This is a genomic window from Micromonospora sp. NPDC000668 (assembly GCF_042897975.1).
Lineage (GTDB): Bacteria > Actinomycetota > Actinomycetes > Mycobacteriales > Micromonosporaceae > Micromonospora.
In genome coordinates this window covers 461,481-484,525 of the sequence record NZ_JBIAYP010000004.1, presented here as the reverse complement: position 1 = coordinate 484,525, position 23,045 = coordinate 461,481, and the positions used below count along the sequence as shown (strand labels likewise).

At 73.2% G+C, this 23,045-nt stretch carries 18 protein-coding genes; 11 read left to right on the top strand and 7 right to left on the bottom strand.

Annotation, left to right across the window (positions count from 1 at the left end; all coding sequences use genetic code 11):
• The first annotated feature begins 44 nt into the window (after positions 1-44).
• Together ACFY29_RS23030 and ACFY29_RS23025 are read left to right on the top strand one after the other, a co-directional pair.
• Positions 45-1,844 (top strand): hypothetical protein, encoded by a 1,800-nt coding sequence (locus ACFY29_RS23030; RefSeq protein WP_386989919.1) that lies wholly within the window; start codon positions 45-47, stop codon positions 1,842-1,844.
• A complete protein-coding gene (locus ACFY29_RS23025; RefSeq protein WP_386989431.1) occupies positions 1,844-3,631 on the top strand; it encodes a hypothetical protein in 1,788 nt (595 codons plus the stop codon). The genes ACFY29_RS23030 and ACFY29_RS23025 overlap by 1 nt, the downstream gene beginning before the upstream one ends.
• On the opposite strand, the gene ACFY29_RS23020 is transcribed toward ACFY29_RS23025, so the two are convergent.
• The gene (locus ACFY29_RS23020; protein ID WP_386989428.1) at positions 3,628-5,493 is read right to left on the bottom strand and encodes a hypothetical protein; all 1,866 of its coding nucleotides are present in this window, start codon (positions 5,491-5,493) and stop codon (positions 3,628-3,630) included. The genes ACFY29_RS23025 and ACFY29_RS23020 overlap by 4 nt on opposite strands.
• Positions 5,494-5,643: 150 nt before the next feature.
• Between ACFY29_RS23020 and ACFY29_RS23015 the strand changes: the two genes are divergently transcribed.
• Both ACFY29_RS23015 and ACFY29_RS23010 read left to right on the top strand, forming a co-directional pair.
• Positions 5,644-6,915 (top strand): PQQ-binding-like beta-propeller repeat protein, encoded by a 1,272-nt coding sequence (locus ACFY29_RS23015; RefSeq protein WP_386989425.1) that lies wholly within the window; start codon positions 5,644-5,646, stop codon positions 6,913-6,915.
• Entirely contained in the window at positions 6,912-8,198 is a 1,287-nt protein-coding gene (locus ACFY29_RS23010; RefSeq protein ID WP_386989422.1) for a PQQ-binding-like beta-propeller repeat protein, read from the top strand. Before ACFY29_RS23015 ends, ACFY29_RS23010 begins: the two co-directional genes overlap by 4 nt.
• On the opposite strand, the gene ACFY29_RS23005 is transcribed toward ACFY29_RS23010, so the two are convergent.
• Positions 8,199-9,377, bottom strand: a complete 1,179-nt coding sequence (locus tag ACFY29_RS23005; protein WP_386989419.1) for a peptidase C39 family protein — start codon at positions 9,375-9,377, stop codon at positions 8,199-8,201.
• A gap of 139 nt (positions 9,378-9,516) precedes the next feature.
• On the opposite strand from ACFY29_RS23005, the gene ACFY29_RS23000 reads away from it, so the two are divergent.
• The 4 genes from ACFY29_RS23000 to ACFY29_RS22985 all read left to right on the top strand — a co-directional run bounded on the left by ACFY29_RS23000 (position 9,517) and on the right by ACFY29_RS22985 (position 12,362).
• On the top strand, positions 9,517-10,185 hold the full coding sequence (locus ACFY29_RS23000; protein ID WP_088951539.1) for a response regulator transcription factor: 669 nt from the start codon (positions 9,517-9,519) through the stop codon (positions 10,183-10,185).
• Positions 10,182-11,366, top strand: a complete 1,185-nt coding sequence (locus ACFY29_RS22995) for a sensor histidine kinase (RefSeq protein WP_386989416.1) — start codon at positions 10,182-10,184, stop codon at positions 11,364-11,366. Before ACFY29_RS23000 ends, ACFY29_RS22995 begins: the two co-directional genes overlap by 4 nt.
• A 172-nt stretch (positions 11,367-11,538) precedes the next feature.
• Complete coding sequence (locus ACFY29_RS22990) at positions 11,539-11,946, top strand: VOC family protein (RefSeq protein ID WP_386989413.1); 408 nt, start codon at positions 11,539-11,541, stop codon at positions 11,944-11,946.
• Complete coding sequence (locus tag ACFY29_RS22985) at positions 11,943-12,362, top strand: VOC family protein (protein WP_355608442.1); 420 nt, start codon at positions 11,943-11,945, stop codon at positions 12,360-12,362. Before ACFY29_RS22990 ends, ACFY29_RS22985 begins: the two co-directional genes overlap by 4 nt.
• Positions 12,363-12,419: 57 nt before the next feature.
• On the opposite strand, the gene ACFY29_RS22980 is transcribed toward ACFY29_RS22985, so the two are convergent.
• The 4 genes from ACFY29_RS22980 to ACFY29_RS22965 form a co-directional block, all read right to left on the bottom strand.
• On the bottom strand, positions 12,420-13,196 hold the full coding sequence (locus ACFY29_RS22980; protein WP_386989409.1) for a hypothetical protein: 777 nt from the start codon (positions 13,194-13,196) through the stop codon (positions 12,420-12,422).
• 217 nt (positions 13,197-13,413) lie between these two features.
• A complete protein-coding gene (locus ACFY29_RS22975; protein WP_386989406.1) occupies positions 13,414-15,483 on the bottom strand; it encodes a 3-hydroxyacyl-CoA dehydrogenase NAD-binding domain-containing protein in 2,070 nt (689 codons plus the stop codon).
• On the bottom strand, positions 15,480-16,676 hold the full coding sequence (locus ACFY29_RS22970) for a thiolase family protein (protein WP_386989403.1): 1,197 nt from the start codon (positions 16,674-16,676) through the stop codon (positions 15,480-15,482). The genes ACFY29_RS22975 and ACFY29_RS22970 overlap by 4 nt, the downstream gene beginning before the upstream one ends.
• 189 nt (positions 16,677-16,865) lie before the next feature.
• On the bottom strand, positions 16,866-18,203 hold the full coding sequence (locus tag ACFY29_RS22965) for a ribonuclease D (protein ID WP_386989400.1): 1,338 nt from the start codon (positions 18,201-18,203) through the stop codon (positions 16,866-16,868).
• A 277-nt stretch (positions 18,204-18,480) separates the two neighbouring features.
• Here ACFY29_RS22965 and ACFY29_RS22960 point away from each other — a divergent pair, with 277 nt between their 5' ends.
• Together ACFY29_RS22960 and ACFY29_RS22955 are read left to right on the top strand one after the other, a co-directional pair.
• Positions 18,481-19,815, top strand: a complete 1,335-nt coding sequence (locus ACFY29_RS22960) for a trypsin-like peptidase domain-containing protein (RefSeq protein WP_386989397.1) — start codon at positions 18,481-18,483, stop codon at positions 19,813-19,815.
• 160 nt (positions 19,816-19,975) lie between these two features.
• Complete coding sequence (locus tag ACFY29_RS22955) at positions 19,976-21,043, top strand: hypothetical protein (RefSeq protein WP_386989394.1); 1,068 nt, start codon at positions 19,976-19,978, stop codon at positions 21,041-21,043.
• Positions 21,044-21,175: 132 nt separating this feature from the next.
• Here the strand turns inward: ACFY29_RS22955 and ACFY29_RS22950 are convergent, their stop codons facing one another.
• A complete protein-coding gene (locus tag ACFY29_RS22950) occupies positions 21,176-21,748 on the bottom strand; it encodes a DUF3000 domain-containing protein (protein ID WP_386989391.1) in 573 nt (190 codons plus the stop codon).
• Between the two features lie 197 nt (positions 21,749-21,945).
• Between ACFY29_RS22950 and hemE the strand changes: the two genes are divergently transcribed.
• Complete coding sequence (hemE, locus tag ACFY29_RS22945; protein ID WP_386989388.1) at positions 21,946-23,043, top strand: uroporphyrinogen decarboxylase; 1,098 nt, start codon at positions 21,946-21,948, stop codon at positions 23,041-23,043.
• Positions 23,044-23,045: the final 2 nt, after the last annotated feature.

Sequence of the window (23,045 nt, the reverse complement as noted above, 5' to 3'; positions counted from 1 at the left end):
CGACCGCCACGCTGACTGCAGCGCCGACCGCAACGCCGGTCACAGTGCCTGTTGAGTCCGGGGCGGACGACCAAGCGGAGCCAACCGTCGGAACGTGGCGGCGTCGGTGGACGCGGCGGCGGCAGGACCTGGCCGTGGGCGGGTTGTTCCTGCTCGCCGCGGTCTGGGTGACCAGCCGGATCTGGCTGGACCCCGCCGGGCGGGCGGCGTCGCTCTACACCGGTGACCCGGCCCAGGTGCAGTTCTTCCTCGCCCACTCGGTACGCGTGGTGCTGCACGGGGAGTACCCGTTCTACACCGAGCAGTTCAACTACCCCGACGGCGTCAACCTGATGGCCAACACGGCCGTGTTGGCGCTGGGCATCCCGATGGTGCCGGTGACCCTGCTCTTCGGGCCTGCGGTGTCCTTCGTGGTGCTGGTCACGCTCGGCCTCGCCGGCACCGCGATGGCCTGGTACGTCATGCTCTCCCGGCACCTGGTGCGTACCCCGCTGGCGGCGGCGGCCGGCGCGTGGTTCTGCGGGTTCTCCCCGGCGATGCTCTCGCACGCCAGTTGGCATCCGAACATCATCAGCCAGTTCCTGCTGCCGTTCATCGTCTGGCGGGTGCTGGTGCTCACCCGGTCCCGCCGGCCGGTACGCGACGGGATGCTGCTGGCGCTGCTGGTCACCGCGCAGGCGTTCATCAACGAGGAGATCCTGCTCTTCACGGCGATGGCCTGCGGGATCTTCCTGCTCGCGGTGCTCGTCCAGGAGCCAGCCCGCTGGCGGGCGGCGTGGCGACCGCTGGGCGCCGGCCTGGCAGCCTGTGCGCTGCTGGCCGGGGCGCTGCTGGCGTACCCGCTGTACGTGCAGTTCGCCGGGCCGATGGCGTACCACGGGCTCAGCGACGCGGTGCAGGACTACGGCAACGACATCGCCGCCTTCTTCGCCCCCGGCTCGCCCACCCTCGGTGGCAACCAGCGGGCCAACGTCAACCTGTCGCCGAACTACTCCGAGGAGAACGCCTTCTTCGGTTGGAGCCTGTCGCTGCTGGCCGTCGGCGTCGTGGTCTGGCTGCGGCGGAATCTGGTCGTCCGGGCGCTCGCGGCAACCGGCGTGTTCTTCGCCGTGCTCTCCCTCGGTGAGCGGATCTCCTGGTGGGACCGGGAGCTGGTCACCGGGCCCTGGCAGTTCCTGGTGCACCTGCCGCTGCTGGACGCCGTGGTGCCGACCCGGTTCGGTCTGATCACCAGCGTGGTGGTCGGTCTGCTGCTCGCGCTCGCCGTCGAGCGGGCCTGGGCGCTGCGTCCGGCCGACCGGCGCACCGTGCGGAAGCTGACCGTCGCCGGGCTGGCGTTCGCGCTTCTGCCGATCGCCCCGATGCCGCTGCGGATGGTCTCCCGGCCGCCGGTGCCGGACTTCATCACCGCCGACCGCTGGCGAGCGTACGTCGGCCCGGACCAGACGCTGGTGCCGATCCCGGTGCCCAGCATGGGCAACACGCACGGCATGCGCTGGGCGGCGGCCACCAATCTCGACTTCAAGATCCCCGGCGGCTACTTCCTCGCCCCCCGCAACGGCAACACCGGTGACCCTGGCCGGTTCGGCGGCCGGCCGAGCGGGGTGGGTCAGGTGCTGGAGGAGGTGGCGACCACCGGGCGCACGCCCAAGCTGGACGACCGGCAGCGCCGTCGCTTCACGGACGAACTGCGGCACTGGCGGGCGGCGATCCTGGTGCTGCCGGTCCGGCAGCAGAACGCCGAACCGCTGCGGCGTACCGTCGAGGATCTGGTTGGTCCCGGCCGCCAGGAGCTGGACGTCTGGGTGTGGGACGTCCGGACACTGACCGACCGCTCGGTCTGATGACCACCGGGACGGCGTCCCCGGCGACGACGGTCCCGGCGACGCCAGACCGGCCGCGGCGGGCGTGGCTGCCGGACGCGCTGGTGGTGGCCGGCTATCTGGTTCTGGCCGTGCTGCTGACCAGCGGGCAGTGGCGCCACCCCGGGCGGTTGTTCCACCAGGCGGGCGACCAGGTCCTCTTCGAGTGGATGCTGGCCCACGCGGCCCACGCCGTGACCGAAGGGGAGAACCCGCTCTACAGCACCGCGTTGAACGCGCCGGACGGGGTCAACCTGATGGCGAACACCTCGGTGCTCGGCCTGGGTGTTCCGCTGACCCCGGTCACCCTGTTCTTCGGCTCGCAGGCGGCGTTCTGCGTGGCGGTCGTCTGCTGCCTCGCCGGCACCGCCACGGCCTGGTACGCGCTGCTGCGCGGCCGCCTGGTCACCGCCCGGTCCGCGGCGGCGGTCGGTGGGCTGATCTGCGGCTTCGCCCCCGGCATGATCGCCCAGGCCGGCGCGCACCTGCACATGGCCGCCCAGTTCCTGGTGCCGGCGATCCTCGCCCTGGTGTTCCGGCCCGGGCCGGGTCCGGGCGGGGTGTGGCGGCCCGGCGTCGGCCTCGGCCTGCTGCTCGCCTGGCAGGTCTTCATCGGCGAGGAGGTGCTGGTCTTCCTGGCGCTCGCCGCCGGGGTGTTCGCGCTGGGCTACGCGCTCGCCGACCGGGTGGCGGCCCGGCGGCTCGCACCGGCACTGCTCGGCCGGCTCGGGGTGGCGGCCGTGGTGGCGGCGGCGCTGCTGGCGTACCCGCTGTGGTTCCAGTTCCGCGGCCCGCAGCACTACTCCGGGATGGCCTTCGCCGTGCACGGCTTCCAGTTGGACGCGGCGTCGTTCACGGCATCGGCGCGGCAGACCGTGCTCGGCGACGACTGGCTGCCGGGGCTGCTCTCGCCGAACCCGACCGAGGAGAACTCGTTCTTCGGCCCCGGGCTGCTGGTGCTCGCCGTGGTGATCGTGATCTGGCTGTGGCGACGACCGCTGGTCCGTGCGCTGGCCGGCTGCGGCCTGATCTTCGCCCTGCTGTCGCTCGGCACCGAGCTGCGGGTGGACGGCACGGCCACCGGCATCCCGGGGCCGTACCGGCTGGTCGCCGGGCTGCCGTTGCTGGACCTCGCGGTGCCGGCCCGGTTCGCGCTGGTGTGTGTGCCGGTGCTGGGCCTGCTGGTGGCGCTCTCCCTGGACCGGGTCCGGGCGGCGCGCGGGCCGTCGGCCGCACCGGGGCTGCCGGTACGGCTGCTCTGGACCGGCGCGGTGGCCGCCGCGCTGCTGCCCCTGGTCCCGACGCCGATCCGGGCGGTGCCCGTCGCGCCGGTGCCGGGGTTCGTCGCCGACGGAGGGTGGCGCCCGCTGGTGCCGCCGGGCCGGACCATCGTGGCGGTACCCCCGGTCACCGGTGCCGCGCTCAGCCCCGTGATGCTCTGGTCAGCCCGCACCGGGCTGGCGTTCCGCGCGCCGGGCGGGTACTTCATCGGCCCGAGCGGCCCGGACGACCCGGCGGCCCGCTGGGGAGCGCCGGACCGGCCGACCGCCGTCCTGCTGCGCCGGGTGGCCGAGACGGGCACGGTGCCGGTGCTCAACGACACCGACCGCCGGCAGGCCCTGGAGGATCTGCGGCACTGGCGGGCCGCGCTGGTGGTGCTCGGCCGGTTGCCGCACGGCGACCCGGTCCGCCGGACCGTCGAGGAGCTGCTCGGCCCGGGCCGACCGGTCGACGGCGGGTGGGTGTGGGACGTCCGGGACCGCGTCTAACCCACCAGCGTGCGGACGTCCCAGACCCAGACGTCGTCGACCCGTTGCGGCGGCCCGAGCAGGGCGGTGACCAGGTCGCGCAGCACCGCCTCACGCGGGTGCGCCCCGAGCACCACCACCGACGCGCGCCAGAACCGCAGGTCCTCGACGGCCTGACGGCGGTTCTCGTCGGTGAGCGCCGGCACCACGCCAGTGTCCATCGTGGAGTAGATGAGGCTGCTGGTCGGCCGGTTCGGCGCGCCGAAGACCCCCTCACCCACCTCGTTCGGGCCGATGAAGTAGCCGCCCGGGACGGGGAACTCCTGCCCGGTCAGCGCGCTCCAGCGCAGCGTCGGCAGGCCGTGCACGTTGCTGGGGATCGGCACCGGCACCAGGGTCCGGCCCGCCGGCACGTACGGCCGCCAGCCGCCGGCGGTGATGAAGTGCGGCGGCGGGTCCATCGGCTGGGCCGGCAGCGGCCGGGGGAAGAGCGGCAGCAGGGCGAGGGCCACCGCCGCGTACCCCACCGGGCGTAGCCACCGCCGGCGCGACGCGAACGGCGCGGGCGCGGCCGACTCACCGGACGTCGCCGGCTTCGGCTCGCCGGCGCGCGGTGCCGGCACCCGGGGTCGGTCGGCCAGCGGTCGGCCCTGACGGGCCGCCGCGTCCCAGGTCAGCGCGAGCAGCACGCCCACCGCGGCGGCGACCACCAGGCTCAACCGGGTCGGCATCATCATCTCGACCAGTGGCAGGTCGTCCGGGACGTACGACCACGGGCCGCGCACCTCGGTCTCCACGCCGTTGAAGCGCACCGTCGGCCCGATCGCGGCCACGGTGAAGACCACGATCAGCACCGCGACGATCCGGGCGGCCAGCGACCGGCGCACGAGCAGCACCAGGGCCACCACCGAGAGCAGCACCAAGGGCCAACCGAACCAGGTGTTCTGCTCGGTCAGCCCGATCGTCTTCTCCACCGCCGGGTCCCCGGCCCAGGTGTCCCGGGCGAAGGTGACGAAGGCGACCAGGTCCTCACCCCAGTTGTGGAAGACACCGCCCTGGAGGCCGCGGTACGACTGCGGGCCGTTGAACTGGAACCAGATCGGGTACGCCGCGAGCAGCAACGCCAGCCCGCCGCCGACGCCGAGCGCGGCCAGGAAAGGGCCGGCTGCGGCCCGTGCCGCCGCCGGTCGCTGCACGGCGTACGCCAGCACGACGACCAGGCAGGCCAGCGCCGTGAGCAGCAGCATCTCCTCGTTGATGAAGATCTGGTACGCCACCAGCACCCCGAGCACCAGCCCGTTGCGCCGCCACCGACCCGGCTCACCCAGCCGCAGCACCCGCACCACGATCAGCGGCAGCAGGAAGTTGGACACGAAGTTCGGCTGGCCGTTGGCGTGGTGGATGATCCCCGGCGCGAAGCCGAGGAACGCGCCGCCGACGAAGGCCGCGGCCCGGGAGCGCACCAGATGCCGGGAGAGCATCCAGTACGAGGTGCCGGCGGTGGCCGCCAACGCCCCGCCCAGGTAGAGCGCGTACATCACCTGTGGACCGAGCAGCATGGTCAGCGGGGCCAACGGCAGGGTCACCCCGAGCAGCGAGGTGTTGGCCATCATGTTCACCCCGTCCGGGGCGTTCTGACGGGCCGTGAACAGCGGGTTCTCCAGGTGCTGCACCGAGTACGCGCCGTGCGCGAACAGCCACTCGAACCAGCTGTGGTCGGTGGGCAGGTGGGAGGAGACCCGGCCCTGCACGTCCCCCCAGTAGTTGAGGCAGACGAACACGCCCAGCAGCACATAGGCTCCGAGGGCCAACAGGTCGGCGCGGACCGGGCGCCGTCGGGGCCGTCGCGTCGGTTCGGCCTCGGCCGGGTCGACGTCGGTCACGGGATTCAGCGAAGGGTCTACCACCGGCACAGCCACGACGCGCCATCGTACAGGCGACCACGCGTCGCATTTGCCGGGCCGGTGCACCCACGGCCGGTTTGCCGGAGGTGACCCGTCGGCCAGCCGAGCGTGGCGGGGGGAGGACGGTCGGTGTCGATCATTGAGCTGGGCGAGGTCCGGGAGGAGCCGGCCTCGGCGCCGCCGGTCCACCGGCCGCGCGCCGCCGGCCGTCCGCTGCGCTGCGCGGCGGTGCTGCTGGTGGCGCTGGTGGCGCTGGCCAGTGCGGCACCGGTGCCGAGGCGGACGGAGACCCCGGTGCCGGCCTCGCCGGGCGCGAGGGCGTACCTCACCGAGGACGGCATTTTCGTCATCGACGCGTCGAGCGCGGGCGGGGATCGGCACATTACCGCGTACGCCCAGCCGGCCGCCGGCGGCGAGGTGCGGCGCCGGTGGCAGGCGCCGCTGGCCGGCGTCGGTGACTACCTGGGCATCCGGGACGAGCGGGGATTGGTGCTGCTCACGGGGGTCTCCGCGGGCGACGGCCAGCAGCAGACCACCGCCTTCGACGCGGCGACGGGCGAGCAGCGCTGGCGGCGGCCGGGTATCGGCTCGTGGACGGCCGACGGCGGCCTGCTGCTGAGTGCCACCGACGAAGGGTCGGGTGCGGTGAGCCGGGTTGCGCCCGACACCGGCCGGGCGCTCTGGTCGGTGCCCGTCCCGCCGCCCGGAAACGTCAGTTACCACGGTGGCATCGGCGAAGTCGACCGGTTCGTGCTCCTCCAACCGACCGGCGAGCTCCAGGTGCACGACGCCGGCACTGGCCGGCTGCTGCGCAGCATCGACACACTGCCAGGCGACCGGTCAGCGCTCCAACAGGCGCAGGTCGTGGGTGATCTGTTGCTGCTCGCCCCACCCGGTCACACCAGGTTGGAGGGCTACGGACTGTCCGAGCTGGATCGGCGATGGACGGCCGAGGTGCCACTGGTGTCCTTTGTGCTCCGCTGCGGCAGTCTGCTCTGCGCGTTTCAGCACACCGGTGGCATCCAGGCCTTCGATCCGGCGACCGGTGCCGTGCGCTGGTCGCGCCCGGGCGGGGACATGCTGGCCGACGTCCGGGACGGCCGACTGCTGATGATCGGGCCTCTCCGGCGATACACGGCGCTGGACACGACGACCGGGCGAACGGGGACCGATCTGGGGCAGTGGGACCTGGTGCCGGTGCTGCGCCCCGACGATCCGCTGATCGGCGTGCGGCAGGGGAACGCCGGGCAGTTGGTCGTCGCCGAACTGGACCTGGTGGCCGGCCGGTCACGGATCATCGACGTGCTGTCGGGCGTCTCCAATGACTGCAAGGCGTCCCAGGCGGTCCTGCTCTGCCGGCGCCTCGACGGCTCGACCGCGCTGTGGCGGTTGCGGCCGTGACCGGCCCGGTCATCGATCTCGGCGAGCTGCGGCATGATCCGGATTCCGTCCCGCTGCCCCGCCCGCCCCGCGCCAACGGCCGGCCACTGCGCTGCGCGCTGGTCCTGTTGCTCCTGCTGGTCACCCTCGCCGCCGCCGGGCCGCCGTCCCGCCGTGCCGTGGTGACGCTGCCGGGGCAGCCGGGCACCGAAGCGTTCGTCTCCGGCGACCTCTTCTTCCTCCTCGACCCGCTCAGCTCGCAGTCGAGGCAGCGGCGGCTGGCCGCCTTCCGGCTGCCCGACGGCGAGCCGGTCTGGCAGGTGCCCCTGCCGGTGGACGGCCGGATCTGGGGGGTCTCCGAGCAGGGCGGGATGCTGCTGGTCACCGGGCACGAGAGCGACCCGGGGGGTCAGGGCGCGCTCACCATCACGCTGGACCGGGCGACTGGGGCGTACGGCTGGCAGCAGCCGGGCAGCGCCGTCGAGTTGGCCGACGGGAACCTGCTGCTGCAGTCCACCGACGGCGAGGGGGCGGGCAGCCTACGCGCCGTCGATCCGTGCTGCGGCACCGTGCGCTGGCAGCTGTCCACCACCCCCGCTGAGATCAACTTTCGGGGCACGGAGCACGGGGTGGACCGGGTGGTGCTCAGCCGCCCGGACGGGCAGGTCGAGGTACGCGATGCGACCACCGGCACGGTGCTGGCGCGCGCCAATCTGGGCGCGCCCGGCCGCGGGGCGTACCCGACCGTGCAGGTGGTGGACGACCTGCTGGTCACCGTCGGCGGATCTCCGGCCACGGCCACCGCCTACGGGCTGGACCGGCTGGACCGGCGCTGGAGCGCCACCGGCGACGGGGAGCTGTACGTGCTGGGCTGCGGTTCCGTCGTCTGTCTGCAGAGCCCAGCCGGCGGGCTGCGGGCGGTCGACCCCGCGACCGGCCGGGTGCTCTGGAGCAGCGGGCGCTGGGGGTGGGCCTGGCCGTACGACGGTCGGCTGGTGACCACCCCGTCGGAAAGCACCGGCAGCAGGAATGAGCAGTTCGTTGCGCTCGATCCAGCCACCGGGGACGTGGTGGCCGAGTTGGGCCGGTGGGAGCTGGCCCAGTTCGGTCTCAAGGATCCGATGGTCGGGGTGCGCCGGCTTCCCGGCGGCGGGCTGATCGTCGCCAAGCTGGACGTCCGCACCGGGGAGGTGCGGGTGCTGGACGTGCTGCCGGACGCGATCGGGGAGTGCCAGGCGAGCGTCGGTCGGGTGCTGTGCCGGCGGATGGACGGCTCGTACGGGCTGTGGCAGTTACCCGACTGATCACCAGTTGGCTTGGGCGGGTGGCGGGGGCAGCGGCACCGACGCCGGCCGCAGCACGTACGTCACCCCGCCGCTGCCCCGCTGCCAGGCCGGCTCGAACCGCTGCCGGGGCACGGTCCGACGAACCGTGTCGTCGTCCGGCGCGTACGGGTCGTTGAGCACCGGGTCACCGGCGGCGGTGAAGCCGATCAGCACCATCAGGTGCCCCCTGGTGTCGTAGGGCAGGCCCGGCACCTCACCGGCCCGGAACGCGGCGGAGACGATCAGCGGGATGCCGGCGGCGATGAACGCCTCCGCCTCGGCCAGCGACCGCAGCCGGGTGACGAACGCGTCCACCCCGTGCAGGCCGGCGTATGCGGTGTTGAACGGCCAGTTGCCGGCCCCGGCGTACGCGTGGTCGTAGCAGTGCCGGGCGGCGTGCACCACCACCGGTCGCGGGCCGGGCGGGTCCACCCAGGCATAGCGCTCCGGCGTCGGCTCGACCCCCCAGTAGGCGAGCACCATGGAGGTGCAGGTGGGGCTGCACCACGAGTCGCCGCCGCCACCCCACTGCGGGTGCTGGCCGGCGTGCAGCCGCTGCGAGTAGCCGGGCACGTCCAGCACAGTCCCACGCCCGGCGCCGACGGCCGGCTCCCGGCCTTCCTCCGGCCCCGGCTCACCGGCGGCTTCGGCCGGGGCGTGGCCGGCGGCGACCGCGCCGACGCTGCGTAGCACCGGGGCCGCGGGGCTGCCGTCCGGCCGGCACAGGGTCACCCGGGCCTGCCAGCCGGTGACCGTCGCCCCGGTCACGACCAGCGTGTCGGTGTCCACCCGGGCGTCGCCGTCGCGCTGCCCGGGCACCGAGGCGCGTCGTACCGTGCGGTCGTTGGCCGCCCACCGGGCCAGCAGGTACCAGCCGGTGCTGGGCGCTTCTCCGTGCCAGCCGCGCAGCTCGACCTCGATCCAGCAGCCGTCGGGGGTGTCGGCGGTCCAGGACGGCACCACGTCGGTGACTCCGAAGCCGACCCGCACCGGCGGTGACGTCCAACTGCCCCGCGACACCGGCCGGTCGGCGCTGCGCAGGGTCAGCCCGCGGTCGGTGGTGTGCAGGCCGTCTCCGGTGCCGGCCGTCTGGTCTGCCGGCAGGTGGAAGCCCTGGTAGGCGATGTTCCGCCGGGTGGGTGGTGCCGCGATGGTCATGACAGGTCCGTCCGTCGCTGGGGTGTCGGAAGCATCGCGTACGCCGGGATGGCCCGCAACGCCGGGCGGCGCGGGCGGCGAGGGACGATGGTTGCCGGCCGGCACTACGTTGTCGGTGGTCAGCAGCGAGGAGGCCGGGATGCGGGTACTGGTGGTGGAGGACGAGCGCAACCTCGCCGACGCGATCGCGCGCGGGTTGCGCAAGCGGGGGATGGCGGTCGACGTGGCCTACGACGGCGATGCCGGCCACGAGGCGGCATTCGTCACCCGGTACGACGTGGTCGTGCTGGACCGCGACCTGCCCGGCGTGCACGGTGATCAGATCTGCGCGGACCTGGCCGCCTCGGGCGCGCTGACCCGGGTGCTGATGCTGACGGCGAGCGGCACGGTAGCCGACCGGGTGGAGGGGTTGCAGCTCGGCGCGGACGACTACCTGCCCAAACCGTTCGCCTTCGACGAGTTGGTCGCCCGGGTGCAGGCGCTGGGCCGGCGGGCCACCCCGGCCGCGCCGCCGGTGCTCGAACTGGCCGACCTGGTGCTCGACCCGGCCCGCCGGGTCGCCACCCGCGCCGGTGTGCCGGTCGACCTCACCAACAAGGAGTTCGGGGTGCTCAGCGAGCTGCTCAAGGCGCGCGGCGCGGTGGTCTCCAGCGAGGAACTGCTGGAACGGGTGTGGGACGCCAACACCGACCCGTTCACCACGATCGTCCGGGTCACCGTGATGACGCTGCGCAAGAAGCTCGGAGATCCACCGCTGATCGAGACGGTGGTCGGCGCGGGCTACCGCACCGCCGAGGTGGGGGCATGACGGGGCGGTCGCGGTTGCGGCCCACCCTGCGGTTGCGGCTGACCCTGCTCAACGGCGTGCTGCTGGTCGGCGCGGGAGCGATCCTGGTGCTGCTGGCCTGGCTGCTCGTCCGGGACGCGCTGCGGCCCACCGACGAGCTGCTGCCCGGCACCACGGTGGTCCTGGCCGACGGCCGGTCGCTGGACGCCGGTCAGTGGCAGCACCAACTGGTCGACGCCGCCTCCGGGGAACTGCTCGCCAAGGGCCTGGTCGCGCTGCTGGCGATCAGCATCGTGGGAGTGGCCGGGGCGTACGCGGTCGCCGGCCGGGCGTTGCGTCCACTGCACCAGGTCACCGCGACGGCGCAGCGGCTCGGCGAGGCGACCCTGGACCAGCGGATCGGCTACTCGGGCGCCGACGACGAGGTGGCCGAGCTGGCCAAGACGTTCGACGCCATGCTGGACCGGATCGCGTCCGCGTTCGAGGCGCAGAAGCGCTTCGTGGCCAACGCCTCGCACGAGCTGCGAACCCCGCTCGCGGTGATGCGGACCGAGATCGACGTGACGCTCAGCGACGACGACGCGGACGCGGCCGAGTACCGCCGGATGGCTACCGTGGTCCGGGACGCCTCCGAGCGGGCCAACGGCCTGGTGGACGCGCTGCTGGTGCTGGCCCGCAGCGAGGCGCAGGCCGGGCGGCGGCTCGGTCGGCGTACCGAATGTGACCTGGCCACCGGGACGGCCAACGCGCTGTCGGCGATGCGCCGGGAGGTGGACCGGATCGGGCTGCGGGTGCAGACCTCGCTGGAGTCCGCGCCGGTGGTCGGCGACCCGGGGCTGCTCGACCGGCTGGCCGGAAACCTGATCGAGAACGCGGTCCGCTACAACCACCTGCACGGCCGACTCTGGGTGCGCACCGGCTCGGACGGCGAGCGCTCCTGGCTGGTGGTGGGGAACACCGGCTTCGAGGTGGACCAGGTCGACGTGCCGGGGCTGTTCGAGCCGTTCCGGCGCGGCGGCCGGGAGCGGACCGGGGCCCGCGGCTCGGGCCTGGGGCTGTCCATCGTCCGGGCGGTCTGCCAGGCGCACGGCGGCACGGTGCGGGTCATCGCGCAGACCGGCGGCGGCCTGGAGGTGACGGTCACCCTGCCGTCGGCGGACGCCCCGGCGGTGACCGGCCCGGTGCCCGCCATCGGCGTCTGACCTGTCCCGTACCGGGTTGCGGGCGGTCCGCGCCGGATGGAAAGATCACGTCGTCAGCTCGAGATCGAAGGGGGGTGCGTCGAATGTCCACCAACACTGGCTCCGCGCCCCGGGTCTCTCTCGGCTGACACCCGGAGGCGGAGCGTCCCCATTCAGCACGGAGGGAACACCCGTGTATCCACGGATCCGCAACATCAGTTTCGACTGTCACGACACGTACGCCCTGGCCGGCTTCTGGTCGGCCGTGCTCGGGTACGCCCGGCACTCCGAGGACGCCCCCGGGGACCCGGAGGCGGCCCTGCTGCCGCCGGACGACGCCACCCCGAACCTGTTCTTCCAAGCGGTGCCCGAAGACAAGGTGACCAAGAACCGGCTCCACATCTGCCTGGAACCCGTCGACCGGACCAGGGACGAGGAGATCGAGCGGGTGCTCAGCCTCGGGGCCAGCATGGTCGCCGACCGACGGAACGCCGACGGCACGGGTTGGGCCGTGCTCGCCGACCTGGAGGGGAACGAGTTCTGCGTGGTCCGCAGCGCCGGCGAGCGTGTCCCTGCCACCTCTCTGGAGGCTCAACCGTGAGTTCGACGATCCACAACATCAGCATCGACTGTCACGACACGTACGCGCTGGCCGGCTTCTGGTCGCAGGTCTTCGACTGCCCCCGGCAGCCCGACGACTTCCCCGGCGACCCGGAGGCGATGCTCCTGCCGCCTGGTGGCCCGGAGGTGCTCTTCATCGCCGTGCCGGAGGACAAGGCGGTGAAGAACCGGCTGCACCTGGACGTGCAACCCACCGACCGGACCCGGGCCGAGGAGGTCGAGCGGTTGCTCGGCGTCGGCGCGATCCACGTCGCCGATCACGTCGGCCCGACCGGCGGGGGCTGGGTGGTGCTCGCCGACCCGGAGGGCAACGAGTTCTGCGTGCTCGGTAACCCGGCCGAGCGGGCGGCGGCAGCGGCGGCGCGGGCCGCCGCGGCAGGCGGCGAACCGGCCTGACGCTGACGTACGGAGCCCCGGCCACCCGAAGGTGGCCGGGGCTCCGGTCGGTACGGCTCAGGAGCGCTGCTCGACCTGCCCCCGGATGGTGACGAACTCGGCCTTCACCTGGGCGGCGGACTTGTAGTACATGATCACCATGCCCACGCTGCCCCGGTCGGCCCAGACACAGATGCCCACCGGTACGTCCTTGGCCTTGCCGTCGCCGCAGCGCGCGTCACCGCCGAGCGGCCCGGGCTCGACCGTCGCCATGGAGGCCATGCCCAGCTCGCTGGAGAGCCCGGCCACCGCGTCGTCCAGCTCCTTCTTCGGGTCCGTCATCAGCCCGGACGCGGCGGCGATCATGAAGAGGTCCTGCTTGGCCGGGTCGCCGTAGAAGGCGCCGACGGCGCTGGTCTCGTTCTGCGCCGTCGTCTTCATCTCGGCGACCATCGCGTCGGCGACGCTCTGCAACTGCGGGTCGGTGTTCTTCGGTCGGCCGGCGAGGGTGGCCGGTGCGGACACCCGGGTGTTGGTGGCATCGACGACGTCGCCCACCTCGTCCTTGACGGCGAACCAGGTGATCGCCGCTCCGCCGAGGCAGAGCACCAACACCACGGCCAGCACGATCAGCACGATCCGGCCGGCCTTCGACTTCTTCGGCGGCGGCGGGCCGGCGGGCAGGTTCGGGCCGCCGTACGGCTGACCCGGCTGCGCGGGCGGGAAGCCCTGCTGCTGCGGCGGCGGCCAACCACCGGGCTGCTGCTGCGGCCAACCACCGGGCTGCTGCGGCTGGTGCGGCGGGGGAGGGGAATTGTGCGGCGGGCCGTAGGGGGTGGCCGGCGGCTGGGACATCAGTCAGCTCCAAGATGGGATGGCAAAGCGGGTGATCTTAACCCGGTGGCGGGGCCGCCCGCTGCCCCTTCACACGTGCCCTACGCTGCCCGTTTGCGCGCCTGCGGGCGGTCGGTGCTCGGGTCCGCGAGCAACCCGTTGGCGCAGAAGCGATCGCGGTGGCCGGCCCCGTCCACGAGGGACGGTCCGACCACCGCGACGGTGGTGCTGCGACCGGTCAGGCGGGCAGGCTCGCCGCCCCGCGCGGCAGGAACCGGCGGCCGGTGACCCGTTCGCTGGTGCCGGTCCGGTCCAGGTACGGCGTTACGCCGCCCAGGTGGAACGGCCAGCCGGCACCGAGGATCATGCACAGGTCGATGTCCTGCGCCTCGGCGACCACGCCCTCGTCCAGCATCAGCCGGATCTCCTGCGCCATCGCGTCGAGCGCGTTCTGCCGTACCTGCTCGGCCGTCAGCGGCTGGTCACCGACCACGAGCAGCTTGGCGACCTCTTCGTTGATCTGGTCGTCGACCACGATCGGCTGGCCCGAGTCGGCGATCCGCTTGAGGTTCTCGCTGACACCGAACCGGTCCGGGTACGCCGCGTGCAGGGTGCCACCCACGTGGTACGCCACGGCCGGCCCGACCAGCTGAAGCAGGGCGAGCGGGCGCATCGGCAGGCCCAGCGGGTCCAGTGCGCTGTTCGCCACGTCCAGCGGGGTCCCGGCGTCGACGGCGGCGAAGACGGTGCCCAGGAAACGGGTGAGCAGCCGGTTCACCACGAACGCCGGTGCGTCCTTGACCAGCACCGAGGACTTCTTCAGCTGCTTGCTGACCGCGAACGCGGTCGCGAGGGTGGCGTCGTCGGTCCGCTCGCCGCGGACGATCTCCAGCAGCGGCAGCACCGCCACCGGGTTGAAGAAGTGGAAGCCGACCACCCGCTCCGGATGCTCCAGCTCCGCGGCCATCTCGCTGATCGAGAGCGAGCTGGTGTTGGTGGCGAGCACCGCCTCCGGGGAAACGATCTTCTCCAGCTCGGCCCAGACCTGCTTCTTGACGCCCAGGTCCTCGAAGACCGCCTCGATGACGAAGTCGGCGTCGGCGAAGGAGCTCTTGTCGACCGTGCCGCTGACCAGGCCGTACAGCTTGGCGGCGGTGCCCTTGTCCATCCGGCCCTTGGTGACGGCCTTCTCGATCTGGGTGTGCACGTAGCCGACGCCCTTGTCCACCCGGGACTGGTCCAGGTCGGTCATCACCACCGGCACCTGGAGACGACGGGCGAACAGCAGCGCGAGCTGGCTGGCCATCAGGCCGGCGCCGACGATGCCGACCTTGGTGACCGGTCGGGCCAGGCCCTTGTCCGGCGCCCCGGCCGGGCGCTTGGCCCGCCGCTGCACCAGGTCGAAGGCGTACAGGCCGCTGCGCAGCTCCTCGGAGAAGATCAGGTCCGCGAGGGCCTCGTCCTCGGCGGCGGTGCCGGCGGCGAAGTCGGCGTCCTTCGCCGTCTCCAGCAGGTCCAGCGCCTTGTATGCGGCCGGGACCGCGCCGTGCAGCCGCTGGTTGAGGGTCTCCCGGGCGAAGTAGAGCACGCCCGCCCACATGTCCTTGTCGACCTCGGGCCGGGTCACGGTGACCTGGCCGCGCACCACGCCGGCGGCCCACTCCAGGGAACGCTCCAGGAAGTCGGCCGGCTCCAGCAGCACGTCCGCGATGCCCAGCTCGGCGGCCTGCTTCGGCTTGAGCATCTTGTTCTGCATCAGCGGGTTCTGGATGATCACCTGGGTGGCGGCGGGGATGCCGATCAGGTTCGGCAGCAGCTGGGTGCCGCCCCAGCCGGGGACCAGACCGAGGGAGACCTCGGGCAGGGCGAGCGCCGCCGCGCCGCCGGAGAGCGTCCGGTAGTGGCAGTGCAGCGCCAGCTCCAGGCCGCCGCCCATCGCCGCGCCGTTGACGAACGCGAACGTGGGTACGGTGCTGTCCTTCAGCCGGGCGAAGACCCGGTGGCCGAGCCGGCCGATCTCCAGCGCCTGCGCGCGGTCGGCGAGCTGCGGCAGGCCGACGATGTCCGCGCCCACGCAGAAGATGTACGGCTTGCCGGTGACCGCGATGAACGCCGGGTCGGCGGCCAGCGCGGCGGTGATCGCCTCGTCCAGGCTGGTCAGCCCACCCGGGCCGAAGGTGTTCGGCTTGGTGTGGTCGAAGCCGTTGTCCAGCGTGATCAGGGCGGCGGGCCGGTCCAGCCCCGGTACGTTCACCTGGCGCAGCAGCGCCTTGGTGACGACCTCGTTCGGTGCGGCGAGCGCGCTCACTTGTTGCCCTCCGTCCAGTGCGGGTTCTCCCAGATCACGGTGCCGCCCATGCCGATGCCGATGCACATGGCGGTCACGCCGTAGCGGACCTCGGGGTGCTCGGCGAACTGGCGGGCCAGCTGGGTCATCAGCCGTACGCCGGAGGAGGCGAGCGGGTGACCGATGGCGATGGCACCGCCCCACGGGTTGACCCGCGGGTCGTCGTCGGCGATACCGAAGTGGTCGAGGAAGGCGAGCACCTGCACGGCGAAGGCCTCGTTCAGCTCGAACAGGCCGATGTCGTCGATGCTGAGCCCGGCGATGCGCAGCGCCTTCTCGGTCGACGGGATCGGGCCGACGCCCATCACCTCGGGCTCCACGCCGACGAAACCGAACGACACCAGCCGCATGGCGACCGGCAGGCCCAGCTCGCGAGCGACGTCCTCGGAGGCGAGCAGGCTCGCGGTGGCGCCGTCGTTCAGGCCGGCCGCGTTGCCCGCGGTGACCTTGCCGTGCGGGCGGAACGGGGTCTTCAGGGTGCCGAGCTTCTCCAGCGACGTGTCCCGGGGGGCCTCGTCGACGGTGGCCAGACCCCAGCCGCCCTCCGCGTCACGGATGGACATCGACACCAGGTCGTCCTGGAGCTTGCCCTTGGCGTACGCCTTGGCGGTCTTCTGCTGCGAGGCGAGCGCGAACGCGTCGGTGCGTGCCTTGGTGATGTGCGGGACCAGGTCGTGCAGGTTCTCCGCGGTCGCGCCCATGACCAGCGCGGACGGGTCGACCAGCTTCTCGGCGACGATGCGCGGGTTGGGGTCGACGCCCTCACCCATCGGGTGGCGGCCCATGTGCTCGACGCCGCCGGCGATGGCGATGTCGTACGCGCCCATGGCGATGCCGCTGGCCACGGTGGTCACCGCGGTCATCGCACCGGCGCACATCCGGTCGATGGCGAAGCCGGGAACGGTCTTGGGTAGACCCGCCAGCAGGGCGGCGGTCCGCCCGATGGTGAGGCCCTGGTCGCCGATCTGGGTGGTGGCCGCGATGGCGACCTCCTCGACCCGCTCCGGCGGCAGCTGCGGGTTGCGGCGCAGCAGTTCTCGGATGCAGCGGATCACCAGATCATCGGCGCGGGTGTTGGCGTACATGCCACCCGCCTTGCCGAACGGGGTACGGACGCCGTCGACGAAGACGACATCCCGAACTTCACGGGGCACTTGAGCCTCCTAGCCGACACGGGCACGTTCCACCGAATGCTACTCGCCAGTAACCAACCCCGTCCGCACCCCCCGTTGTGGCCCACCCCACACCAACCACGAACGTCCAGCCCGGTCGATCATGAAGTTGTTGTCGGGACACGCCGGCCCGATGGCAACAACTTCATGATCAACTGCGGTGGAGGTGGGTCAGGGGACGGGAGGGGTGGAGGGTTCCGGGGTCAGGGCCGGGGTCAGATGGGGGATGAGGAGGGCGATCTGCCATTCGCGGGCGTTGAAGCCGCGCAGGGTCTCCGCCACGGTCTCCTCGGTGACCTCCTCCGGCGGGGTCCAGGCCAGCCGGCGGACCGAATCCGGGGTGATCAGATTTTCCGGAGGCAGGTTGTGCTCAGTGGCGATGCGGACCACGACCTCCCGGCAACGGGCCAGCCGACCGGCGGCCACCGGGTCCCGCTCGGCCCACCGGTGCGGCGGGGGCGGACCCTCCACCGCCGGGGTGACCGGCAGCGCATCGTCCGGCAGTTGCCGGGCGTCGTCGAGTGCGGTCAGCCAGGTGCGGGCCAGCCGGCGTACCGACCGGCCGCCGAAACCGGGCAGCGTCAGCAGGGTCTTCTCGTCCTTCGGGTCCAGCTCGGCGGCGGCGATGATCGCCGAGTCGGGCAGCACGCGACCGGGTGCGGCGTCCCGTCGGGACGCGATCTGGTCCCGGGCGTACCACATCGAGCGGACCCGGGCCTGGGCCCGCGCGCCGCGCAACCGATGGATGCCGGAGGTACGCCGCCAGGGCTCCGCGCGGACCCGGGGCGGGCGTGCCCCGGTACGGACCAGCGCGGCGAACTCCTCCGCGGCCCACTCCGACTTGCCCTGCCGGGCCAACTCGGCGTCGAGCGCGTCACGCAGGTCGGTGAGCAGCTCCACGTCGAGGGCGGCGTAGGTCAGCCACGACTCGGGCAGCGGCCGGCTCGACCAGTCAGCCGCCGAGTGGTGCTTCTCCAGAGTGAACCCGAGTAGCTGCTCGGTCAGCGCGGCCAGGCCGACCCGCTCGAATCCGGCCAGCCGAGCGGCCAGTTCCGTGTCGAACAGGCGTCGCGGGCGCAGCCCCACCTCGGCCAGGCAGGGCAGATCCTGGCTGGCCGCGTGGAGCACCCACTCGGCCTCGCCGATCACCGCGTCCAGCGCGCTGAGGTCGGGCAGCGGCAGAGGGTCGATCAGCGCCGTACCCGCACCGGCCCGCCGGAGTTGCACAAGGTAGGCGCGCTGGCTGTAGCGGTACCCGGAGGCCCTCTCGGCATCCAGGGCGACCGGGCCGGTGCCCGCGGCGAAACGGGCCACGACCTCGGCGAGGTCAGCCGGCGCGGCCACCGGATCGGGGGTGCCGTCACGCGGGGCGATCAGCGGAACGGGCCCACCGTCGGTCGGGTCGGTCCCCTCGCCCGCCGGCTGCGGCTGGGCCGGCGGCGGGTGGTGGGGTGCGTTTCCCGGGAGTTCTTCGGTGGGCCGACGGCGCAGGGGTGGTTCGTCGGTCACCTGCCAACCCTAGTGCGCGCGGTGATCCGGCGGGTGCAGCCGGTCGGCTGCGTGTCGGTTGGGTGTCCACAAGGTGTCATTTCGGATGTCGGACATCGGGGGAGACAAAGCCCTTTGACGCAGGTACGGTCCATCGAGCCGCCGGTCCCGATCTTGTGACACGCGGGTCGATGGCGGCACGGGGACACCACGGGAAGGCAAGGCGATCATGACGGCTGGCTACGGTTCGGGGGACGGGCGAGCGGCGGGCGCCGAGCCTGACGGCGCGGGTGGAACGATGCCCGGGGCCGAACGGCCGGGACCGTTGCCACCGCGCATCGAGCCGTACCCCGGGTCGCCCTTCTCCGCCACCCCGACCGGCGGTACCGATCCGTCCCTGACCGTCCCGGCTCCCCGCACCGGCTGGGCCGCTCCACCGAACAACGGTCAGTGGGGCTCCGCGCCGGCTCCGCACGGCACCACCCCGGGCACTGCCCCGGCCGCGCACTACGGCACCGCTTCTGTGGCACCCCCGGGCACGTCGCCGACGCCGTACGGCACGACGCCGGCCGGCCCGTACGGCGGAGCCACCCCGGGTGCCGCCCCGACCTATGGCACGAGCGCACCACCGTCGGCCGCCGGCACCGTTGGCTATCCGCCGGCCGTCGGGCCGAGCGTCCCCGGAGCGCCCGGACAGGGCTTCCCCGGGGCGCCCGGGCCGAGCTTCCCGGGCGGCGGGTACCCACCGCTCGGCGACCCGGCCAGCGCCCCGCCGTTCGCCACCGCGGGTTACCCGGGTGGTCCCGCGCAGCCCGGCTGGCCGGGTGCTGCCCCGCCGCCGGCCGCCCGGCCCAGCCGCCGTCGCTGGCCGGTCCTGCTCGCCACGCTGACCGTCGTGGTGCTGGCCCTGGTGGCCGGGTTGCAGGCGTACCAGCTCGATCGGCTCGGCGATCGGCTCAGCGACACCGACCAGCGCCTGGCGCAGGCCCAGGACGACGACGGCACCCGCCTCGACGACCTGGAGAAGCGCGCGGAGGCACTGGAGAAGCAGGCCGGTGCCGCGTTCAACCCGGAGGCGGTGGCCAGCGCGGTGCTGCCCAGCGTGTTCCGGGTCCGGGCCGGTCAGTTCACCGGCAGCGCGTTCGCGGTCGGCAAGCCGGCCACCGGTGGCGGGACCAACCTGTTCACCAACTTCCACGTCGTCGAGGCCGTCTGGGACGGTGGCGGTCGCCAGGTCTTCCTGGAGCGCACCGACCAGCGCTTCCCGGCCACCATCGTCAAGGTCGACAAGACCAACGATGTGGCGCAGCTGCGTGCCAGCGGCAAGTTCACCGGCCTGGTCACCGCGTCCGCCGCGGTGAAGTCCGGCCAGCAGATCGTCGTCGTCGGCGCTCCGCTCGGCCTGGAGGACAGCGTCACGACCGGTGTGGTGAGCGCGCTGCGCGACGCTCAGGGCAGCTCCGGGCCGGCCATCCAGTTCGATGCCCCGATCAACCCGGGTAACTCCGGCGGGCCGGTGGTCAACGGCAGCAAGCAGGTGGTCGGCATCGCCACCGCCAAGGCTCGCGACGCCGAGGGCATCGGGCTGGCCGTACCGATCAAGGTCGCCTGCGACGGTTTCAAGATCTGCTGAACCGGTGGCCCGGCCACGTCGCCGGGCCGCTCTCGTCATCCAGGGCCACCGCCGGCCCTCTCCGATCCCGCCCAGGTCCCCGGACCCGGCCGAATCTCGCCGCTGCACCCCGGTCCGTCGCGCCTACCGGCGCGGGACCAGCTCACCTGGAGGAATAACGATGTCCCAGCCACCGACCGGGCCGGAAGGTTTCCCGACGCCGTCGGCCGGCCCGGATCAGCCGCCGTCCGCCGCCGACCAGACCGTGTCGTACGCCGCCGGCCCGCGCGCCGCCGACCCGACCGTGCCGCACCCGACCGTGCCGCACCCAGCCGTGCCGCAGCCGACTGCTGCCGACCCGACCGCGCGATACCAGGCCGGTCAGCCCGCGCCGCAGCAGCAGCCGTACGCGCCGGTCCAGGCCACGCCGCAGCAGTACGCCTCCGGTCAGGCCACGCCGCAGCAGTACGCGTCCGGGCAGGCCACGCCGCAGTACGGCACCGCCCAGCCCATACCTCCGCAGTACGGCGTCCCGCAGGCCGCACCCACCTACCTGGCGAGCGCCCCGCCGTACGCCGGACAGGTCTCCGCGCCGCCGCACGGACAGCCGATGTCGGCGCCGCCGGTCTCCGGTTCAACGTACGGGCAGCCGATGTCGGCGCCGCCGGTTTCCGGTCCGGCGTATGGGCAGCCGATGTCGGCGCCGCCGGTTTCCGGTCCGGCGTATGGGCAGCCGATGTCCGCGCCGCCGGTTTCCGGTCCGGCGTACGGCCAGCCGATGTCCGCGCCGCCCGGAATGGCACCGCCGTACGGCCCGGCCGGGGCACCGGCGGGCGGCCGGGGTCGCGCGGTACTGGTGCTGGCCCTGGTGGCCGCGCTGCTCTTCGTCGTCAGTGGGGTGATGACCGGTCTGTACGTGACCAAGAACGGTGAGCTGAACCGCACGGAGAAGCGGCTCACCGGTCAGGTCAGCGAGCGGGACGGCACCATCGCGGCCAACACCACGGAGATCACCAAGCTCAAGTCCGACCTGCAGACCATGCAAGACAAGCTCGACAACACCGAGCAGGACCTGACCGGGACCCGCAACGACCGCGACGAGCAGGCCCGGCAGAAGAAGGTCATCGCCAGCTGCCTGGACAAGCTGACCACCGCGCTCGGTGCGGCGGCGGCCGGCAACAAGAGCGCCTACGACGCGGCTATGAAGGGCCTGGACAAGGTCTGCGACGAGGCGGAGAACTACCTCTGACAGCCGCACCAACCTGGTCGATCATGGGGTTGTGGTGCCCCGCGAATGCCGCAGTGAGGGGCATCCCGCCCACCACGACCCCATGATCGACCCGGTGGTGGTGGGTGGCGGCTGCCTGCGGCTGCCTGCGGCTCAGGCCGCGCCGGCGGGGCGGCGGTCGGACAGGGCTGTCACCCCGGGCGGGGGCAGCCCTGCCGTGGAGGCGAGCAGCGCGCACCAGCCGAGCAGGTGCGGGGTCAGGTCGTCGTCGACCGGCGTCCAGGAGGCGCGGATCTCGATGTCACCGGCGGTCGGCGGGCCGGCCAGGTCGCCGAACCGGGTCGACATGGTCTGGGTGACCGTCCCCCCGATCGCCCGGTGGCCGGCGTCGTGGGCGTCCAGCGCGTCGGTCAGCCAGGTCCAGCCGACCCCGGGCAGCAGCGGGTCGGCGGCCAGGTCGACCTCCAACTCGGCGGTCACGTAGGTGACCAGTCGCAGGGTGCCCTGCCACGCCTCGTGACCGAGCGGGTCGTGCAGCAGGATCAGCCGGCCGGTGGCCACCTCGTCGCCGTCGCGCAGCACCGTCGCGGAGAGCGCGAACGCGTACGGGGCCAGCCGCTGGGGAGCGCCGACCTCCTCCAGCGTGATCTCCGGCCGGGGCGCCGCCGCCCGCAGCCCGGCGACCGCGCGGGCGAAGGTCTCCGGGAGCGCGATCGGGGGGGCCATGCCGGCAGCCTATGCCGCCGCCCGCCCACCCGCTTCGGCGGCGCGCCGACGCCCGATCCGGCCGCCGTTCCCGTTCGCTGGTCCCAGCCATCCCGGCCCGCGATCCGAGCCGCCCGGCCCGCCGCGCGATGTCAGCAACGTGTTCTTCCTTTCACCCCAGGCGGGGAGAGGGTGGGGGCCGTGGCACGATTGCGGCGATGAGCACGGACACCACGGGCACTGCCGCCCGAGACGGAGAACAGCGCGCCGGCGGACCGGCCGACTCGCCCTTCATTCGGGCCTGCCGGCGGCGGCCCGGCCCGCACACCCCGGTCTGGTTCATGCGCCAGGCTGGCCGCTCACTGCCGGAGTACCGGGAGATCCGGGCGAGCGTGCCGATGCTGGAGTCCTGCCGTCGCCCGGAGCTGGTCACCGAGATCACCCTCCAGCCGGTACGCCGGCACGGGGTGGACGCGGCCATCCTGTTCAGCGACATCGTGGTGCCGGTCGCCGCGGCCGGGGTCGACCTGGACATCGTGCCGGGCACCGGCCCGGTGGTCGCCGAGCCGATCCGCACCGCCGCCGACGTGGAGCGGGTCCGCCCGATCACCCGCGACGACGTGCCGTACGTGGACGAGGCCGTCCGGCAACTCGTGATCGAGCTGGGCGACACCCCGCTGATCGGCTTCGCCGGCGCGCCGTTCACCCTGGCCAGCTACCTGGTCGAGGGGGGTCCGTCACGGACCCACGCGAAGACCAAGGCCATGATGTACGGCGATCCGGAGCTGTGGCACGCGCTCTGCGGCCGGCTGGCCGAGGTGACGCTGGCCTTCCTCCGGGTGCAGATCGAGGCCGGGGTCTCCGCCGTGCAACTGTTCGACTCGTGGGCCGGTGCGCTCTCCGAGGCCGACTACCGGCGCTACGTGCTGCCGCACTCGACGGCCGTGCTGAGCGGGCTGGTCGACGCCGGGGTGCCGCGGATCCACTTCGGGGTCGGCACCGCCGAGTTGCTCGGCGCGATGGGCGAGGCCGGCGCGGACGTCGTCGGCGTCGACTGGCGGACCCCGCTGGACGTGGCCACCGGCCGGATCGGCCCGGACAAGGCGGTGCAGGGCAACCTGGACCCGGCTGTGCTGCTCGCACCGTGGCCGGTCGTGGAGACCGAGGTACGCCGGATCCTGGACCAGGGCAGGGCGGCCCCCGGGCACGTGTTCAACCTCGGCCACGGGGTGCTGCCGGAGACCGACCCCGACGTGCTGACGCGGGTGGTGGCGCTGGTGCACGAGCTGTCCAGCCGCCGGGCCGACCAGGGCTGACA

Bases quoted from the DNA above. Each gene is read 5' to 3' on its own strand.
- ACFY29_RS23025 (WP_386989431.1), top strand. From the start codon at position 1,844: ATGACCACCGGGACGGCGTCCCCGGCGACGACGGTCCCGGCGACGCCA.
- ACFY29_RS23005 (WP_386989419.1), bottom strand. From the start codon at position 9,377: ATGACCATCGCGGCACCACCCACCCGGCGGAACATCGCCTACCAGGGC.
- ACFY29_RS23000 (WP_088951539.1), top strand. From the start codon at position 9,517: ATGCGGGTACTGGTGGTGGAGGACGAGCGCAACCTCGCCGACGCGATC.
- ACFY29_RS22995 (WP_386989416.1), top strand. From the start codon at position 10,182: ATGACGGGGCGGTCGCGGTTGCGGCCCACCCTGCGGTTGCGGCTGACC.
- ACFY29_RS22980 (WP_386989409.1), bottom strand. From the start codon at position 13,196: ATGTCCCAGCCGCCGGCCACCCCCTACGGCCCGCCGCACAATTCCCCT.
- ACFY29_RS22960 (WP_386989397.1), top strand. From the start codon at position 18,481: ATGCCCGGGGCCGAACGGCCGGGACCGTTGCCACCGCGCATCGAGCCG.
- ACFY29_RS22955 (WP_386989394.1), top strand. From the start codon at position 19,976: ATGTCCCAGCCACCGACCGGGCCGGAAGGTTTCCCGACGCCGTCGGCC.
- ACFY29_RS22950 (WP_386989391.1), bottom strand. From the start codon at position 21,748: ATGGCCCCCCCGATCGCGCTCCCGGAGACCTTCGCCCGCGCGGTCGCC.
- hemE (WP_386989388.1), top strand. From the start codon at position 21,946: ATGAGCACGGACACCACGGGCACTGCCGCCCGAGACGGAGAACAGCGC.